We start from the raw sequence: 18,312 nt of genomic DNA on the forward strand, positions 1-18,312 counted from the left end.
AGGAAACTGTTTGAGTTAAATTTTATGAATCAAAATGAATTATTTTTTTCAAAGACAAGGAATGACAACCGGAGTTTAGCAGAGCTAAATGAGGATTGTTATGACGCAGTATTTGGAAAAAAGAATCATTTTGAACATAACAAGATTAACTCAAACAGTTTCATTTCATAAAATAATTTGTGTTCCGCTTTGTCCTTGGGTTACTGCTTGTTGTAATTCATCGGCATGACAGATAATTACTTTCGAAACACCCTTTTGTAAAGCCGCAAAAGCATTATCCAGTTTCGGAATCATACCTGCATTAATTGTTCCGTTAGCCTTGTATTCCGCATAGCTGGCAGGTGTCAGTTTCGGAATCACCGAATCATTATCTTCAGGGTCTGAAAGTACACCTTTTTTCTCAAAGCAATAAATCAGATTTACTTCAAAATGACTAGCCATAGCTACTGCTACCGACGATGCCTGTGTATCAGCATTCGTATTCAGGATATTTCCATCTTTATCAAAAGTCAAAGGAGCAAAAACCGGAGTCAGTTGGTTATCAATAAAATTCTTGATAATGGCATCATTCACTTTCTCCACATCTCCTACATAGCCATAGTCAATTTCACGTACAGGACGCTTTTTTGCTAATATTACACCTGCATCGGCGCCTGTCAGTCCGATAGCATTACAATCTAAAGCCTGTAGTTGGGCAACGATTTGCTTGTTTACCAATCCTCCGTATACCATCGTTACTACCTCTAACATAGGTAGGTCAGTAATACGTCGACCCTCTACCATTTTGGTTTCAACATCCAGTTTTACGGCTATTTTTGTGGCGATTTTGCCACCGCCGTGAATTAATACCCTGGCATCGGATAGCGCTGAAAAGTCTTTTAGAAATTGAGCTAGAGCCCGTGGATTGTCTATGACATTCCCGCCGATTTTTATAATGTTAAGTTTTTGCTTCATTTATGGTTATATTTGCTGCTACCGTGCCACGCCTATACTCGTCTGAAAAAGGGCGTGGCACGGTTAAACTTCAAGAATTATTTTCCAAAATTACACATGAAATTAGAAACTCTAAGCATTCATACAGGAAATCATGGCGAACCTACAACCGGAGCAGTTGTACCACCCATTGTTCTATCTACTACTTTTGAGCGTGCCGAAGATGGAGCCTTTGTAGAAGGAAGAGATATCTATGCCCGGGCATCTAATCCTAACAGAAGAATGCTAGAAGAGAAACTCGCAGCTTTGGAGGGTGGAACGGATGCTATCGCTTTTTCATCGGGTCAGGCAGCAACCATGAGTGTTTTTCATGCCTTAGGTACAAATAGCCATGTAATTTTGCCAGATGATATTTATTATGGTACCAGATACATGATAGAAAGTCTATATGCACATTGGGGTATGACCTGTACGCCTGTAGATATGACCGATATTAATCAGATAAAAAAGGCCATTAAGAAGAATACTAAGCTCATCTGGATAGAGACTCCTTCAAATCCAAACCTTAAAATAACCGATATTCAGGCAGTAGTAAAACTGGCTAAATCTAAAAATATCCTGACAGGTTGTGATAATACCTGGGCTACGCCTTACTTCACTAAACCTTTTGATTTTGGGGTGGATATTATCATGCACTCAACTACCAAGTATTTTGGTGGACATTCTGATATACTAAGTGGTTGTATTATTGTGAATGATAGTCTTCCACAGGATTTAAAGGCCAGAATCAGAAACTTTCAGACTACAGGAGGCGTAATCTCTTCACCTTTTGATTGTTGGTTGTTGTTTCGTAGCCTTGCTACGTTTGCCGTTCGGATGCCTGTTCATGGACAGAATGCTATGAAACTAGCTACTTTCCTGGAAAGTTATCCGCAGATAGAAAAAGTAAACTATCCGGGTCTAAAGTCTAACGAATACCATAAAGTAGCTAAAAAACAAATGAAGAATGGTTTTGGTGGGATGATGTCCATTCTGATAAAAGGTGGACAGGAAGCTGCTTTAAAACTGACTTCAAATTTAAAATTAGTTAAACATGCAACAAGTTTGGGCGGAGTAGAGACTTTAATAGAACATCGTAAATCGGCAGAGGGAGCACATTCGGTGAGTCCTGATAACTTGCTTCGGATTTCGGTAGGGATCGAAAACATTGATGATTTAATTGAAGATTTCAGACAAGCCCTAGAGAATCTATAAGCTTTGCGCACCTCCATTCAATAAAATAACCCATTATGGGTTAAATAAAACCCGAACCAATTCGTTTATTTCGCAGTTTACATAGTTTGTATTATCTTAATCATAAGTGACTAATATTGTCCATCGGGATAAATACTTTAACCAGAATAGATTTGTATTTCAAAAAAAACTAAACATGAAAAAAATACTTTTTGCTTTTTTCTTATCTCCTTTTTTTCTTCTTCAATCCAACGCACAAGAGTTAAAAACTAAACCTAACTGGCAGAATCTTGACTTTGAAAAAGACGGTGTTCGTGGGATGAGTGTTGAACGTGCCTATCAGGAATTACTGAAAGGCAGAACTTCTAAAACGGTGGTGGTAGCCGTAATAGATGGCGGTACGGATGTGAATCATGAAGACCTGAAAGATAAACTTTGGGTAAATAGCAAGGAAATTGCAGGCAATGGCAAGGATGACGACAAAAACGGGTTTGTTGATGACATTAACGGCTGGGATTTCTTAGGTGGTAAAGACGGGCAGGACGTGAACCATGAACAGGTGGAAATAACCCGTATGCTGAAAAGATTCAAAGATAAATTCGGTACTGAACCTTCTAAAAAACTGATTCGTAAAAATCAGGCTGAATATGATTTGATGGGTAAACTACAGAAAGAATATGAAGAAAAGAAAGCGGAAGCAGAACAATATGCACCTTTTTATGCCCAATTATATAAAAACTATACGGAGTCTGAAACCATTTTGAAGAACTTCCTGAAAGTAGAAACACTGACTAAAGAAAATATCTCGGGTATTGACGAAAACAACGCAGACCGTAGTGTAAGAGCCGCTAAACGTACACTTGAGAAATTTATAGAATTAGGTGCTAGTGGTAATGATATTAAAGAAGCAGTAGAGCACTATGAAAGCGAGTTGAAATATAATTATAATCTTGATTTCAATGCGCGTACTGTAGTAGGTGATAATCCTGATAAACTACAATATGGTGAGTACGGTAATAATGAAGTAACCGGCCCGGATGGGATGCACGGCTCGCACGTAGCAGGTATTATCGGTGCTAACCGTAATAATACATCAGGAATCTTAGGTGTAGCTGACGATGTAAAACTGATGATTGTTCGTGCAGTGCCAGATGGTGATGAAAGAGATAAAGACGTAGCCAATGCTATTCGTTATGCAGCTGATAACGGTGCCCAAATCATCAATATGAGTTTCGGTAAACCATATTCGCCTGAGAAAAAATGGGTAGATGATGCCGTGAAATATGCGCAATCGAAAGGCGTACTGTTAGTGGCCGCTGCGGGTAACGACAATCTGGATATTGATGTTGACGTGCATTACCCGACCGCCACTTACGAAAACGGACAAAAAGCAGAAAATTGGATCTCGGTAGGTGCGTTGTCGTGGAAAAGTGCCCCTGATGCAGTAGCCGAATTCAGTAACTACGGTAAAAAAGGTGTTGATGTGTTTGCACCGGGTGTTGATATTTATTCAACAGTGCCAGGCTCTAAATATGAGGAGAAAAGTGGTACAAGTATGGCAGCCCCTGCAACTACAGGTGTAGCGGCTTTATTGAAATCATATTTTCCTGAGTTAACAGCCGCTCAAATCAAAAAGATTATTCTGGAATCATCTGTAAAAGTGCCTGATTTCAGAGTATATAAACCTGGCGGGAAAGAAATTGTGAAATTTGAAGATTTGTCAGTAACGGGTGGTATTGTGAATGCTTACAATGCTGTGAAGATGGCAAAAGAAATGATGAAAGTAGAATAACAAATGTTTAAACGCATATTCGAATCCGCAGTAGTCTTTACTGCGGATTTTTTATTTTATCAACATGAGACGATTGCAGATTATATTGTAATTCTTTTTACTTTGTAAATAGCGCAAAAGACTATTGATGAATTGTAGAGATGTGCAAGTAAGAATTTAAAGTAAAGAAATAGACCAGTACTAACCTGATTTTATACAAAAAAAGAAGCCGAAGCATTCGCTTCGGCTTTCTTGATTTATGGAAAACAGAGAGAAAATTAATTCTTTCCGCTGGTTTGTACGCCTGTAGGCTGATTTTGTTTTGCCTGTTGCATCGGGTTAGGACCTTGTTGGAAAGCTCTTTGTTTGAAAGCCTGGAATTTGCTTGGTTGCTCAGGCTCACGAGGGAATGCATTATTGGCTGTATCAATATCAGCGGTTTCATAGAATGGATCAAGAGTGAACTTCGCTACTTTCTTAGTAGTAGGCAATGTTTTCTTGATTTCTTTGTCATTTGTACGCCAGATTTCAGCCGGAATTCTCACGATTTCACTTGTACCGTCTTCAAAATCCAGTTTCACAATCACAGGCATGGGTAAACCACCTTTATTTTTGATTTTCAATACATAAAAGTTTTTACCTTCTTCCAACATCTTACGTTCGTCGTCTGATAAACTTGCTCTGTATTGCTCTGATTTTTGTTTATCAGCCGCTGTTACAGCGTACTTGTCATACGAGTTATAGAAGTCTCTCATGGTTGAGTCAGCCTCAACTACCGTTTGTTTAATATCTGTTTTGTTACGGATATTGCTCAATGTCTCACGCTTAGCGTCAGCCTCTGCTTTGTCAGCGGCTTTTTTAGCAACCGGGTCTTGTGTATCTATTGAATACCATTCTACTTCAGCTAAATCCTGGTCAACAGGCTCTACGCCATAGAACCATCCTTTCCAGAACCAATCCAGATCAACACCAGAAGCATCTTCCATTGTACGGAAGAAATCGGCAGGTTGTGGAGATTTGAAAGCCCAACGACGCGCATATTCTTTGAAAGCATAGTCAAACAACTCACGGCCCATAATGGTTTCACGCAGCATATTCAAGCCTGTAGCAGGTTTGGCATAAGCGTTTGGCCCTAATGAAATTACGTTATCAGAGCTGGTCATGATAGGTGATAGTTGCGACTTATCAGTTTTCATATAAGGCACAATGTATTGTGGTTCACCTCTGCGCGATGGGAAGTTACGATCCCACTCCTGTTCAGCTAAATACTGGCAGAAAGTATTCAAACCTTCGTCCATCCAAGTCCATTGACGTTCGTCAGTATTTACAATCATCGGGAAGAAGTTATGGCCTACTTCGTGGATAATTACACCAATCATACCTGCTTTGGTTTGCTCCGAATAAGTGCCATCAGCCTCCGGGCGACCACCATTGAATGAAATCATCGGGTACTCCATACCACCACCAGCAGTTGCATGGCAAGAAATAGCCACCGGATAAGGATACTGGATAGTACGGTTACCGTAGCTTCTCAAAGTATGCTCAACCACTCGGGTTGAGTATTGTCCCCAAAGTGGATTGCCTTCTTTTGAATAGAAAGACATCGACCAGATTTTGCGGCCATTGTTATATACATCGGTTTGCATGGCATCCCAGATGAATTTACGAGAAGAAGTAAAGGCGAAGTCACGTACGTTAGCAGCTTTGTAGATCCAGGTTTTTTTGCCGGTTGGCTTGCCTTTCTCTGCCGCTTCTGCCTCTGCCTGGGTCACCATTAAAACAGGCGTTTTTGAGTTTTTGGCTTGCTCCCAACGTTTCAATTGCGTTGCTGATAGTACTTTGTCATAATTCTGGCACTCACCTGTAGCACCTACTACGTGGTCGTTAGGCACAGTAATTTCTACCTTATAATCACCAAAAGGTAAGGTAAACTCACCCTGACCTAAGAATTGTTTGTGTTGCCAGCCATTCACATCATCATACACAGCCATACGAGGAAACCAATGTGCAATAAAGTAATTGTAGTTACCATCTTTCGGGAAGTACTCCAGACCCGAGCGACCGTAGTATTCAGTGATATTATAATTCCAATCAATACGGAAAGAATATGTTTGTCCTGTTTTTAAAGGAGTTGGCACCTCAATACGCATCATGGTATTATTGATGGTATAAGTCAGATCAGCACCTGTTTTGGCATCTTTTACTACAGTAATTTTGTAACCGTATTCTTTATTACTAGTGATTGTAGTGTTTACAGAACTCGGCGAGTTGATACCTTGGATAGCGCCAAAAGACATTTGATTATTATTTATGCCACCCGTCTTTGTCATGGCGTTAATAGAGGTCTTCTCAAACAAATTCTGGTCTAATTGTAACCAGATATAACGCAATTCATCCGGTGATTTGTTGGTATAGGTAACTACCTCTGTACCAATAATGCGCTGATTGATGTCGTCTAACTCTACTTTTATATCGTAGTCAGCTTTTTGTTGCCAGTAATCTTTACCCGGAGCTCCTGAGGCTGTACGATAGGTGTTAGGAGTTGGTAACTCCGTACCCATCTGCTCGAAGCGGGTGTTGGCATTATATTGCGTTGTGGCAGGTTGTTGCGCAAACGCTGCAAGGCCTGTCAAAAGACAGAGCAGAAGAATGGTGTTTCTCATATATTTATGATGAAGGGCTTAATAAATAACAAAAATATAAAAAAAGCTTAAAGATTGACATTAAAAATGCCTCTTTTACCTATTCTGGAGACATTTCTTAACTTATTTCCGACGAATCTTTGGTAAAACGACTATTACTGCAATTTCTATATTAGCTCCTCCAGGTAAATTTGCCACACCAACGGTCGTGCGGGCAGGGAATTTACCTTCGAAATACTGGCCGTACAGCTCGTTTACTCTGGCAAAATTAGCGATGTCTTTCAGGTAGATAGTAGTATTCACAATGTCCTCCATTTTGGCTCCTGCGGCTTCTACAACAGCTTTGATATTTTCCATGACCTGTATGGTTTCAGGGTCTATACCTCCCTCCACCAATTTACGGGTTTGAGGATTCAGCCCGATTTGTCCGGCTACATAGAGCATACCATTCGCTTTTACTCCCTGGCTATAGGGAGCAGTAGGTATGGGAGCCTTCTTAGTCTCGACAATTTCTTTGTTTTGTCCAAAGGCAAGGGATATAGAGAGGGCTAAAAAGCCAATGAGTAGAAGTTTGTTCATGTGTTTTTGATTTGTGCTTACAATTTTCTAAATTTTGTTTTAAAATCAAAATAGATGAATTTTGAAACTGTTTTTTCTGTAGTGAATGCCTTGGTGATGCCCCAATGGCTATTGATGATTTTTGCTCCATATTGGAGGTGGACGCTTAAACTGACAGATTCGTACCTTATTCCGGTATTATTGGCTGTTACTTATGCTTTCTATGTGATTATGAGCTTGGATGATTTAGACTTTATGTCATTCAGCACATTGGCAGGGATTAAACAAATGTTTTCAGCAGAACAGAGTGTTCTGGTTGGTTGGATTCATTATTTGTGTTTTGATTTAATAGCAGGCACATGGATTTACAAAGATTCATTAACCAAAGGCAAAAATCGGATAGTAGTCGGTATATGCCTGTTCCTTTGCCTGATGCTCGGGCCGATTGGTTTCCTGCTGTATTGGATAATCCGAAAATTGGCAAGAAACCAAGCAACTTAGTATCACGACATGGAACATTATATCTCCATCAATCTCTTCAGATTATCGCCATAGGTAGAACCTGTCTCAATCTTGGTAATTTTACTGTCACGCATCACAACCAGATATTTGCCATTGAAATACTTCTGTAATTCTTTAATCAGATGAGAATTAACAATGGACGCGCGGCTTACCCGTACGAAATTTTCTGGCAGTTTTTCTTCCAAGCTGGTAATGGTATAGTTAGTCAGATACTGCTTGCCATCAGTAGTATTCAGAAATACATATTTATCCTCTGCTTCAAAATAACTGATGTCGGTTAGAGGAATAAACAATATCCTTTCCCCTGATTTCACCGAAATAGAATGAGCTGTTGTCTGTTTTTGGGCAGGCGAACGTTGTGTTTCCTCTTTGGATTTAAACTGTTCGAGCAACTGAATCAGGTTAGCATTCAATGAATTATCCTCTTTCTTCTCTTCTAATTTCTTTAGTTTCTCTATCGTTTTCTCTAATCTTTCCGGCTCAATCGGTTTCAATAAATAATCAATCGAGTTCTCTTCAAAAGCCCGGATAGCATATTGGTCGTAGGCCGTAGAGAATATTACCTTTGGCATATACGATAGGTTTGATAACATTTCAAAACCTGTCATCAATGGCATTTCAATATCTAAAAAAATCAGGTCGGGTTTTTGTGTTTCAATTTTTTCTAAACCCTCTTGCCCGTTATGTGCTTCATCGATGATGCTGATAACAGAATTGTAGTGCGACAACAATCTTTTCAAACGGCTGATAGCCAGCGGTTCATCATCAATCAATATAGTCTTAAACATGGTCTTCAATTTTAATGGTTATATACTCATTTTATCCAGAGTCTCTACAGGTACTTTGATAATAATGGATTTGTAATCGTTATTTTCAATTTGCAGATTCGCGTCATTACCATAAATCAGCTGCAATTTATCACTAATACTTCTTAGCCCATATCCTCCGCTCAAATCTTCTTTAAAAGCCGGGCCATTGTCATGTATCTGAAAGGCTATCAGATCTTTTTCTTTTGAAATCTTCACATCAATAATTCCATGCTCGGTAATCTTAGAAATGCCGTGTTTGATGGCATTTTCAACAATCGGTTGTAGTAGAAAACGAGGGATCTTAATGTTTTCAAGCCCCGGCTCTAATTGAACTGAGTATTTCAATCGATCACCGAAACGCATTTGTTCGATTGACAGGTAAGATTTGACAATATCTAATTCTTCGGCAATGCTATGGAAACTCTGGTCAGAGCGCCCTGTGGTAGCCCTGAATAATTTGGAAAGTTGGATGGTCATTTCTTCGGCTTTGTCCGGATTATCGTGAATCAAACCGGTGATACTATTTAATGAATTGTACAGAAAATGTGGATTAATGCGGGCTTCTAAGGCGTTGAGTTGAGCTTTGGTTTTTAGTTTTTCAAGGTTCAACAGTTGGTATTCCTGCTCCGAAATCTTCCTGTCGAGGTCTTTAGAGCGTTGCCAGTTATAGAAAATCACACAAACCGCAACCATCGGAATTAATAGATAAAGTGTACTATGATTAGCTATGCCCGTTTCAGTATATTTTATTGACATGATTCTCCAGTAGTGTGCCCAGTATTTTCCTCCATCATTCTCTACTAAATACAAAGCTTTTTGAAAAAGGCGCGCCAACATTAAAGTAAAGTAAGTAAATACTATCAGAATAGTGTATTTCGACCAGTTCTTTGTAAGAAAACGCTCGATAAAAAGGATAAAAATAATCAGACTGATAAAACAGGCAAAGCCCGTAGTAAGATTGGCTAAAAAAACGGCTTTATTCTGCTCGGCTTCTAAAGAGGTAGGATTTAATAGTTCTAAAGAAAAATATAAGATACTGTTTAGTCCATAGATAAGGAACAGCGCAAACAAAAAGGTATAAAAGACAAATTGTGGGTTAAGCCGATTAATAGCATTTTTAAAGCTTGTTCTGAAACTATTATTCCGTTCTCTGTAATGAGGTCTTGGGAGTTCTGAAACGGGTGTCGGTATATCATAGCCAGAAGTCTTTGAAGTAACATCAGGAGCTTTCTCCAGATTAATCCTATCTACCCAGGTATATTGTTTTTTTTTAAGCTCGTCTTCTACATCCGGGAAAAGCTCTGCTTTGGGGGCATAGATTCTGACATTGCCCCCAAAAGATTTTAGTTTCACACTTGCCCCACCACCGTTGATACTACCCAATATGAATCCCGACCGCTTATTACCCTGGAAATTGGGTAGGTGAGGAGCTCTTACAATCGACCCGTCGGCTTCTATTTGCAAACCCTGACTCAAAGGCAGCTGCGCTTTAATATTACCCCCACTTGTTTCAAGCCATAAGTATTCGTTAATAGCACTTGCCTGAATATTAATGTTACCGCCTTTGGTAGAAGCACCAATATTGCCTTTCATGTTTTCGAGACGGATGTTCCCACCAAACGTAAAAGTTTTAAATTCACCTGAAATATTGGCGGCTCTGATATTGCCTCCACTAGTCTTGGTATAGAGTTTTCCGCTGAAATTCTCTAGTTTAAAATTACCCCCGCTGGTGTTACTATTAATCTCACCTTTTGAATTTTGAATCAGTACATTACCTCCTGAGGTAGAAAGATCAGCTTTTATATCGCAATTACCTACTTTTATACTTCCTGCTGATGCTTTTCCTTGTATCTCTCCAACCGAATTGGCAATTTTTATATCTCCTATGGCCGTACGAAGTGTTTGTTTGCCAATAAGGTTATTCAAAGCAATATCTCCTACAGTGGTTGTGACTAAGGCATTGATATTCTTAGGAATAAAAACCCGAAAAGATACCTGAAAAAAACTCAACCAATCCCATTTCCAGAAGCCATTATTACGGGCAGCAATTCTTAGATGGTCGCCCTGTTGCGTTATATTCACCAATTCATATCCTGCGTCGGCAGAGGTGACACTCTCTTTTCTAAAGAAATTGATAAACAGGCGTTTAGAGGCATATATCTCAATTCTGATTTCATTTTCTTCGTTACCCAGAAGTTCAATATTTCCGGTAATAGTTTCTATTTGCAGGTTTCTGACACCTTCAGCAGAGACGGTCTTTATTTCTGATGGTAAATAATTCATTACTTCATTAATTTATTTCTTTCTACAATCCACATCACAAACAATGTCTCAAAAATCAAAGTAAATGGAATAATAGAAATATTTTTGAAAAATAAGAGTACCGGCCATTTTGAGGCTGTAGGACTGAGTAACTCTGTCGATTTTAACCAATCTAAAAATGTGGTGTAATCAAATAAGGCAAATAAAGCTATATTAAAAATAACTGCTACCACTATTAAGATGATAAAATTGGTCAGAATGGCTATAGAATTATTCGAGAAATTACTCTTAACTGTAGCCCAAACATGAGACCATTCATCTCTTGTCAGGCGGAACAGGTTGGTTAGATTGTTGAAACCTATCTGCACATACCCCTGACCAATGATAAGGAAGATAATTAAAAGGCGTGCTCCATTGATTACAACTTCCAGTATTCCGTGCATGGATGGAGTTATCTCGCCATAGCCGCCCTCCTGAAAAAACCTGCCTAAACCCGCCACTGCCCCCAAACTCAATATCAGAATAAAGTTTCTTTTGAAATAAGTGTCGGTCTTTTGAATAAGGTCCGCAAAACCTAACAAAGCATAAGTATTTTTCATGATTATAGTAGGGTTAAATTAATTAGCTTGCGATAATAAATAATTAGCAGCTCTTTCTCCCCAGTTTGGTGCAATGGTTGATGCGGGTTTGAATTTGGCAAATTTACTCAATGCATCTTCAAACAAAGGAGCTGATTTCTTTTTGCCTCCACCGTAAGCTTCCGGTGTAAAGAAAATACCTTGTGCTTCTAGTAATTTGGCTCTTGGGTTTTCTGGGTTCAGTTTATAAGCATTTTGTATGCCTGTGCTTACAGCTCCACCATATTTTTGCCAGCGATCTTGTGGCGCTACGGCCATTCTTGCACCCGCCACATACGCTTTCATCACTTCTATTTCATCATTATTCGGTTGTAGCTTTTCGGCTGCGACCAGAAATTTATCGGCTTTATCTAACAACAGGTCTTTTTTATCAGCATCAGTTTCGGCAAAAGAAAGATTGGTTAAACCATACGTTGCCCAATAGTTTGGTAGCCATTCTTTAGGTTCTGCGGCTGCAATGCGTTCTAGCTGGCTTACTCCTTGCTTGGTATTTTCGGTATTTTCAAACTCGCTCAATAAGGTAATGGCATTTTCCATAGCTGCCACGTACTCGGCTTTCTGAGCAAAAGTCTTGACGAAAATTAAAGATAAAAAGCTGATAGTTAAAATAATTCTTTTCATTTCTGTAGGTGTTTAAATGATTAATGAGGTCTTGTGCCTGATTGACGATTCAAAATTATATGGTAGAGAAAGGGCAGGACAGGAGTTTCTGACAAAGGCCTGATTTGCAGGAGTAAAATAGGCTTTTAAAGGAGTAAATACTTTAGTATTTTTGGCTATTAATCCTCTACCTATCTTACTCATGAATCGTATCGACCGCCTGATGGCCATTGTAACTACACTACAATCCAGAAAATTTGTGAGTGCCGAGAGCATTTCAGAGAGATTTGAAATCAGTGTCCGTACGGTTTATCGGGATATTAAAGCATTAGGCGAATTGGGTATTCCGGTGAGTTTCGAGAATCAGAAAGGGTATTTTATTGTGCCTGGCTATTTCCTGCCTCCGGTGGCATTCAGCATTGAAGAAGCCAATGCGCTTCTGCTCATGGAAAGTGTAACCATGGGATTTGCCGATAAATCTATCAGAAAACATTATTCGTCTGCGCTCAATAAGGTAAAATCAGTACTACGAACCGGCCAGAAAGAAAAAGTAGAGTTACTGACCGATAATATTAAACTACAGGTGCCTCAACGCCTGAATAATGATTTTGAATACCTGAGTACCATTCAGAATGCCATTGTCTCCAAACATATTCTTGATATTCAGTACAGCAATATGAAAGAGGAAGTCAGTCGGCGGCAGGTGGAGGCGATAGGTTTGGTTTTCTATGCCTTTAGCTGGCATATGATAGCCTGGTGCCACCTGCGCGAAGAATATCGAGACTTCAAGGTTTCCCGCATACAAAGTATTAATGATATGGAGATTCCTTTCAGGAAGCAGAACCATATTAAGTTAAATGATTATGAGCTGCCTGTGGAGTATTAATCCATTTGTTCTCTATTACGGAAATGACAACGACTTTAGTCGCTGCCTAAGATAACAATGGTATTTTTTTTATATACATCGCCGGACTTAAGTCCGGCTTGCATACAAATTTGTTCCGTTGTTATTTTAGCCACCGACTTCAGTCGGTGAAAACGATGAACAATGAGGGCAAATCTGTAAATAAAATTTCACCCAAAAATTCCCAAAAAATTTTTAAAAAATTCCAAAAACCGACTGCCATAGGGTTGTCAGTGGCGTGTATTTACTTTGTAAGGTAAACTAAAACACGACACAATTATGACTATTATTCAGCAATTCTCAAGACAATTGGAGCAAGAGGCTCAAACCACACGCAAAATGTTAGCGATTGTTCCAACTGATAAGTATGACTGGAAGCCACACGAAAAAAGCATGACTATGAAACGCTTAGCCACACACATTGCCGAGTTACCATCCTGGATAAAAATGGCATTGACAACTGATGAGTTAGACTTCGCCAACAACCCTTATCAACAGGAGAATGTGAGTAATACCGGAGATTTATTAGATTATTTTGAAAAAACCTTAGAAGAGGGTAAGTCGTATCTGAAAGAAGAATATGCCGACAAACTCTCCGAAAACTGGACACTTCGTAGCGGCGATACTATTTATAGTGTTGAGCCAAAAATTGATGTATTGCGTATGTCGTTCAGCCAGATTATCCATCACAGAGCACAATTAGGGGTCTATCTGCGCTTATTAGATATTCCGATTCCGGGTAGCTATGGCCCTAGTGCTGATGAAAGTTTTTAATTACAATTCATAAAGGAGGCATTTTGCCTCCTTTTACTAGGATTATGGAAAAGCTAGATTTAGGTAAGCAATACAAGGCTTATTATATCGCCACCACTACGCCAGCTTTAGTAGAGATAGAAGCGGCAAAATACTTATCTATTGTAGGCAAGGGTGACCCATCTGGGGAAGAATATGCAGCTACTTTACAAGCGCTATATGCCACAGCTTATGGGGTGAAATTCTGGTATAAAGCACAAAAACAGGATTTTGTCGTAGCAAAATTAGAGGGATTGTGGTGGTTTGATGAGGCTAAATATAAAGACATACCAATGGCTGACTCACCAACACAAATTCCCCGCAGCGAGTGGCATTTTAGAATGTTAATTCGCATGCCGGAATATGTGACCATAAAAGCAGTTCAGCAAATAGCTGAAGAAGTGACTGCAAAAAAACAGATTGCTTTGGCCAGACAAGTAGAATTGTATGAAATGCAGGAGGGGAAATGTGTACAAATGCTACACATTGGGCCTTTTGATAAAGAGCCAGAAAGCCTGCAACAGATTATGCAATTTTCAGAAGCCCACCAACTCCAGAGAAATGGCTTGCATCACGAAATCTATCTTTCAGATTTTCGTAAAACAGTACCCGAAAAGTTAAAAACTATATTAAGAGAACCTGTTAAGTAAAATGAACTAAATCTAAATGATATGACAAAGGAATTGAAAAAAACGATTGCAATCAAAGCATCAAAAGCTGACGTTTGGGATGCATTGGTTAATCCTGAAAAAATTAAAAAATACCTCTTTGGTACAGAAACCAGAACCGATTGGCAAGTGGGTAGCCCTATAATCTTCTCAGGTATCTGGGACGATAAACCGTATGAAGACAAAGGAACAATACTGGCCTTTGAGCCGGAAAAATCATTAACCTACAACTACTGGAGCAATTTAAGTGGTACAGTAGATATTCCTGAAAATTATGCCAATATTAGCTATACGGTAGAAGAGAATGGTGATGAAACGCTTTTAACAGTCATACAAGATGGTTTTAAAGATGATGCCGCTTTAGAGCGTTCGGAGGGAGATTGGGGCTATGTATTATATGAATTGAAAAAAATAGCGGAGGGAGAGTGAAAATAAGAGGGGAAATCATTTCTCCTCTTATCCTATTTAAATCCACGAAAATTACTCTGTTTTCAGAACAAGTCTTTCTTTCAATCCCCTTATCTGCAAAAAAGCCATCAGGGCCACCCACAAAGCTACTGCCGAGGTAAGGGCATAACCAATCAGGGTAAAATCAAATAATTGTCCGCCAACTACAATCAGACTGTCGACTACCCACATAATATCTAAGGCGATAATCCAACGAACCAATGTTTTATTCACTGATTTCTGGCGCGAAGCATAGTATACCAGTAAAGAAAAAGCTACCAGGAAAATACCTGTCGCCATAAAAGGCATACTTTGCGATACGCCAAAGAGTTGAGCTGTGAAAGACGGAAACTCTATTAATAAAAGACCTGTAGCGCCTGAGCTAAGGGCATTAATCAACAATACATTTTTTAAAGTTGTCATATTTTATCAATGTTTAATGATGAAACAAAGGTAGATTTACCTCATCATTCAGGATTGATAATTCACGACAAAATGAAAATACTGGCACTGCATCTGCATCATGTGATAGAATATGGCTATATGAGAGGCATCTCTCGTCGGGAGTTGATAAGTTTAATGGAAAAACCTCCTGTTAATTTCCTGGATGAAACAGAAACAATCAATGAACGGGATTTTTATATGGTTATTGATGCCATTACCAGGCAATTGAAAGAAGGGCGTTTAGGGATTAGGTTAGGCAGTTTCCTGAATTTAAGTGCTTTAGGGCTCATCTATCGCATATCCTTACAGGCTACTACCATAGAAGAAGCGCTGTATTATTTGCAAATGTATATGACCGCTACGTTTCCTATTGTGAATATTGAAACGAAAGTCAAGGCTGATTCGGTGAGTATTATATTAAGTATTGACAATAATAGGGCAGAAGCTAATCGTATCATTTTAGAAAATATCCTAACGGTTATTGCAAGAGAAGTCAATCTGATGACTACCAGAGAGGTAAATATTACCAAAACTTCACCATTCTTCTCCAAAGATTACCCTGATGATTGGCAGATAGCCGATAACTATTCGGTAAATTTTACACCTACCATTTTGAAGGCGACTTTACAGGATAGAAGTAGACAGCAGTTAGACGTGTTGATACCGGAGTATCTGAAATTGATTGAGGGTCTGAAATCGGAAGCAAGTTTTACGAATAAAGTAAAAATAGCATCGCTACACTTAGCAAAACCCGAGTTACCAGACCTCGCCAGTGTAGCAGATGCATTCCACCTTACACCTCGCACTTTTCAACGACGCTTACTTACTGAAAACGTTACCTTCCGACAAATTACCGATGATTTACGGAAACAAATCTCCAATCTACTAATCCGGCATAACCGGTTCACAATTACCGATATTTCTTATGTATTAGGCTATTCCGAGCCGGCAGCCTTTATACATTCATTTAAAAAGTGGTTTGGTGATGCGCCCGACCGCATGCGTCAAAAAGCTTTTTCATAAGCCTGCAGGGGGCTGATTTACTCTACAGCATAATATTTATTTGCATTGAAGGCAATTGGTAGCCCAATCATCAGCATCAGAACTACCATACCTACAATAGCTTGAGTTATATTAAATGGTCCGGTTGTAACATGCGATAGCGGCACTACTATTTTATTCATAATCACCCACACAAATGCGCCGTACAAAATACCAGATACTATTCTGTTGATATGTAGGAAACCTACTTTAGGGTAAATCCAGAAATAGAAAAAAGTAAAGGTATAGGCTATGAAATAATGGAATAATAAGCCCCAGAGAATCATGATATTGCCACCACTGAATGCTTCTTTGCCAAATACGCCACTGGAGATATAATGAAATATCTTACTCGGGAATTTCCCGTTCAGGATAGTTGAAGAGATGATGGCTCCTGTTAGGTCTAATGAGCCAGCTATAAATCCAGTTAGCAAAATAACTTTATAATACGTCTTCATAGTAAGTAATAAATGGTTGGGTTGTTGATAGGTTGACCATACAAAAAACTAAATTTTTCATTATATTTTTACAATCAAAAGCCGTTCAATCCGGGTCAAAACACATTCAAAATGAATACGATAGAAGATAAAGAACTGGTACAACGCTGTTTGTTTGAACTAAAAAAACAGATGGGCTATGCCGTAGATAACAGGCTATCGCAGCGTGATATTGAATATTTAAGTGAGGCTATTGAAGCGAAAACCAAAATTCTTATCAGCCTTTCTACACTTAAACGTATTCTGAACGGACAATTCGACCGATTGCCACAAACCTCTACGCTTAATGCTCTTACTATCTTTATCGGCTATACTGGTTGGCATGATTTCAAAACCCGGAAGCTTTTAGAAAACCCTATTTCGGTTAATGATTCTGAAACCTTTGTCTCTCCTATTAAAGCAACAAAACCTCGCTCAAGTATATGGATAGGTATAGCCTTAGTTGCATTGATTATCATAATCGCTTTTTTATTAAAAACACCTTTATTGGGTTCTCAAAACGCAGCAAATAATATTCAGTTTTCTGCGCGACAAACAAGCTCAGAGAATATCCCGAATAGCGTAGTCTTCAACTATAATATTGATAAAGTAGAAGCAGATAGCTTTCATTTTCAGCAATCGTGGAATGAGCGGACTAAAATAGGGATTCTAAAAAATAGTCATACGCTGACAGATATTTATTACGAGCCGGGTTATCATAAAGCCAAGCTTATAGCTAATGGCAAAGTGCTTAAAGAAATAGGCGTAAATATTACTGCCAAAGACTGGTTTTGCTATAGCAAAACCAACTTCACAGAAGTTAAACCCAAATACTTTGCCAAAGGTAATCCCATACACGATGGGGTACTAGGCATAACTGATGAAGCCATTGAAGAAAACAATGTAGATTTTCAGAAAGACCAGATTTATTTCTACACTTTCTGTCCGAAACTGATGGATGTGGCAGGAGATAACTTCAAATATAAAGCACGTTTTCGACTACGGAAAATTAAAAACACCCTTTGTCCCTGGATTATGACGGAAGTATTCTGTGAGAACTCTTTCATGTATTTTACTAATACAACTCCGGGATGCATCAGTGAGATAAATGCCAAAATAAGTGACAAAGACCTAAGTGGCAAAACTACAGACCTATCACCCTTTGGTTGCGATTTAACCCAATGGCAGGATTTAGAAATCCGGGTGGTTAATAAGCAGGTAACGGTATATCTGGCCAACAAAAAGATATTCGAAAAAACCTACGAACAATCCCTCGGCCTGATAGCAGGGATTGGTTTTACTTCGAATGGCATTTGTGAAGTGGATAAAGTGAGTCTGGAGGATTTGAAGGGGAAGGTGGTTTATGGGAGTGGGTTTTGAGAGGCCTGCGTGTCACGCGTATACTCGTACTCAAAAAGGGCGTGTCACGTTTACCTGAGCTTCAAATTATCTATACTAGCATTGTAAAAATTTGTTATAAAGGATTGATTAAGTAGATAATTTAAATTTGACCCAAAATATGCGTGCCACGCACTCTTACGGACGAGTATACGCGTGACACGCAGTCTCCTT

General features: G+C 39.0%; 19 protein-coding genes. 9 read left to right on the top strand and 10 right to left on the bottom strand.

Annotation, left to right across the window (positions count from 1 at the left end):
* Positions 1 to 165: 165 nt before the first annotated feature.
* The gene (gene argB / locus D0T08_RS15880) at positions 166 to 954 is read right to left on the bottom strand and encodes an acetylglutamate kinase (protein ID WP_116983648.1); all 789 of its coding nucleotides are present in this window, start codon (positions 952 to 954) and stop codon (positions 166 to 168) included.
* A gap of 96 nt (positions 955 to 1,050) precedes the next feature.
* Between argB and D0T08_RS15885 the strand changes: the two genes are divergently transcribed.
* The gene (locus tag D0T08_RS15885) at positions 1,051 to 2,187 is read left to right on the top strand and encodes a PLP-dependent aspartate aminotransferase family protein (RefSeq protein ID WP_116983649.1); all 1,137 of its coding nucleotides are present in this window, start codon (positions 1,051 to 1,053) and stop codon (positions 2,185 to 2,187) included.
* 175 nt (positions 2,188 to 2,362) lie between these two features.
* Complete coding sequence (locus D0T08_RS15890) at positions 2,363 to 3,958, top strand: S8 family peptidase (RefSeq protein WP_116983650.1); 1,596 nt, start codon at positions 2,363 to 2,365, stop codon at positions 3,956 to 3,958.
* Between the two features lie 257 nt (positions 3,959 to 4,215).
* Here D0T08_RS15890 and D0T08_RS15895 read toward each other — a convergent pair whose 3' ends face one another.
* Both D0T08_RS15895 and D0T08_RS15900 read right to left on the bottom strand, forming a co-directional pair.
* Positions 4,216 to 6,600 (bottom strand): M1 family metallopeptidase, encoded by a 2,385-nt coding sequence (locus tag D0T08_RS15895; RefSeq protein WP_116983651.1) that lies wholly within the window; start codon positions 6,598 to 6,600, stop codon positions 4,216 to 4,218.
* A gap of 102 nt (positions 6,601 to 6,702) precedes the next feature.
* Complete coding sequence (locus D0T08_RS15900; RefSeq protein ID WP_116983652.1) at positions 6,703 to 7,158, bottom strand: RidA family protein; 456 nt, start codon at positions 7,156 to 7,158, stop codon at positions 6,703 to 6,705.
* Between the two features lie 54 nt (positions 7,159 to 7,212).
* Here D0T08_RS15900 and D0T08_RS15905 point away from each other — a divergent pair, with 54 nt between their 5' ends.
* Positions 7,213 to 7,638 carry an ABA4-like family protein gene (locus D0T08_RS15905; protein ID WP_116983653.1) on the top strand — a complete coding sequence of 142 codons (426 nt, stop codon included), beginning with the start codon at positions 7,213 to 7,215 and terminating at the stop codon, positions 7,636 to 7,638.
* A 17-nt stretch (positions 7,639 to 7,655) separates the two neighbouring features.
* Here D0T08_RS15905 and D0T08_RS15910 read toward each other — a convergent pair whose 3' ends face one another.
* From D0T08_RS15910 to D0T08_RS27610, 5 genes are read right to left on the bottom strand one after another with little or no spacing between them, the layout of a single operon-like run.
* Complete coding sequence (locus tag D0T08_RS15910) at positions 7,656 to 8,447, bottom strand: LytTR family DNA-binding domain-containing protein (protein WP_116983654.1); 792 nt, start codon at positions 8,445 to 8,447, stop codon at positions 7,656 to 7,658.
* A gap of 18 nt (positions 8,448 to 8,465) precedes the next feature.
* Positions 8,466 to 10,751: a histidine kinase gene (locus D0T08_RS15915; RefSeq protein ID WP_116983655.1), complete on the bottom strand. Its 2,286-nt coding sequence runs from the start codon at positions 10,749 to 10,751 to the stop codon at positions 8,466 to 8,468.
* Positions 10,751 to 11,329: a hypothetical protein gene (locus D0T08_RS15920; RefSeq protein WP_116983656.1), complete on the bottom strand. Its 579-nt coding sequence runs from the start codon at positions 11,327 to 11,329 to the stop codon at positions 10,751 to 10,753. Before D0T08_RS15920 ends, D0T08_RS15915 begins: the two co-directional genes overlap by 1 nt.
* An 18-nt stretch (positions 11,330 to 11,347) precedes the next feature.
* Positions 11,348 to 11,989, bottom strand: a complete 642-nt coding sequence (locus D0T08_RS15925) for a hypothetical protein (protein WP_116983657.1) — start codon at positions 11,987 to 11,989, stop codon at positions 11,348 to 11,350.
* A gap of 12 nt (positions 11,990 to 12,001) precedes the next feature.
* Positions 12,002 to 12,172: a hypothetical protein gene (locus D0T08_RS27610; protein WP_158561279.1), complete on the bottom strand. Its 171-nt coding sequence runs from the start codon at positions 12,170 to 12,172 to the stop codon at positions 12,002 to 12,004.
* Between D0T08_RS27610 and D0T08_RS15930 the strand changes: the two genes are divergently transcribed.
* The 4 genes from D0T08_RS15930 to D0T08_RS15945 all read left to right on the top strand — a co-directional run bounded on the left by D0T08_RS15930 (position 12,171) and on the right by D0T08_RS15945 (position 14,761).
* Positions 12,171 to 12,854, top strand: a complete 684-nt coding sequence (locus D0T08_RS15930; protein ID WP_116983658.1) for a YafY family protein — start codon at positions 12,171 to 12,173, stop codon at positions 12,852 to 12,854. The two genes, D0T08_RS27610 and D0T08_RS15930, sit on opposite strands and share 2 nt — an antisense overlap.
* A 297-nt stretch (positions 12,855 to 13,151) precedes the next feature.
* A complete protein-coding gene (locus tag D0T08_RS15935; protein ID WP_116983659.1) occupies positions 13,152 to 13,646 on the top strand; it encodes a DinB family protein in 495 nt (164 codons plus the stop codon).
* A 44-nt stretch (positions 13,647 to 13,690) separates the two neighbouring features.
* A complete protein-coding gene (locus D0T08_RS15940; RefSeq protein WP_116983660.1) occupies positions 13,691 to 14,314 on the top strand; it encodes a GyrI-like domain-containing protein in 624 nt (207 codons plus the stop codon).
* 21 nt (positions 14,315 to 14,335) lie between these two features.
* Positions 14,336 to 14,761 carry an SRPBCC domain-containing protein gene (locus D0T08_RS15945; RefSeq protein WP_199538171.1) on the top strand — a complete coding sequence of 142 codons (426 nt, stop codon included), beginning with the start codon at positions 14,336 to 14,338 and terminating at the stop codon, positions 14,759 to 14,761.
* Between the two features lie 51 nt (positions 14,762 to 14,812).
* Here the strand turns inward: D0T08_RS15945 and D0T08_RS15950 are convergent, their stop codons facing one another.
* A complete protein-coding gene (locus tag D0T08_RS15950; RefSeq protein WP_116983661.1) occupies positions 14,813 to 15,202 on the bottom strand; it encodes a hypothetical protein in 390 nt (129 codons plus the stop codon).
* A gap of 72 nt (positions 15,203 to 15,274) precedes the next feature.
* Between D0T08_RS15950 and D0T08_RS15955 the strand changes: the two genes are divergently transcribed.
* Complete coding sequence (locus tag D0T08_RS15955) at positions 15,275 to 16,246, top strand: helix-turn-helix transcriptional regulator (RefSeq protein ID WP_158561280.1); 972 nt, start codon at positions 15,275 to 15,277, stop codon at positions 16,244 to 16,246.
* Positions 16,247 to 16,263: 17 nt separating this feature from the next.
* On the opposite strand, the gene D0T08_RS15960 is transcribed toward D0T08_RS15955, so the two are convergent.
* Positions 16,264 to 16,722: a hypothetical protein gene (locus D0T08_RS15960; RefSeq protein ID WP_116983663.1), complete on the bottom strand. Its 459-nt coding sequence runs from the start codon at positions 16,720 to 16,722 to the stop codon at positions 16,264 to 16,266.
* A 111-nt stretch (positions 16,723 to 16,833) separates the two neighbouring features.
* Between D0T08_RS15960 and D0T08_RS15965 the strand changes: the two genes are divergently transcribed.
* Positions 16,834 to 18,120, top strand: a complete 1,287-nt coding sequence (locus tag D0T08_RS15965) for a hypothetical protein (protein ID WP_116983664.1) — start codon at positions 16,834 to 16,836, stop codon at positions 18,118 to 18,120.
* The last annotated feature ends 192 nt before the right edge of the window (positions 18,121 to 18,312 follow it).

It is taken from the genome of Emticicia sp. C21, assembly GCF_003418935.1.
GTDB lineage: Bacteria > Bacteroidota > Bacteroidia > Cytophagales > Spirosomataceae > Emticicia.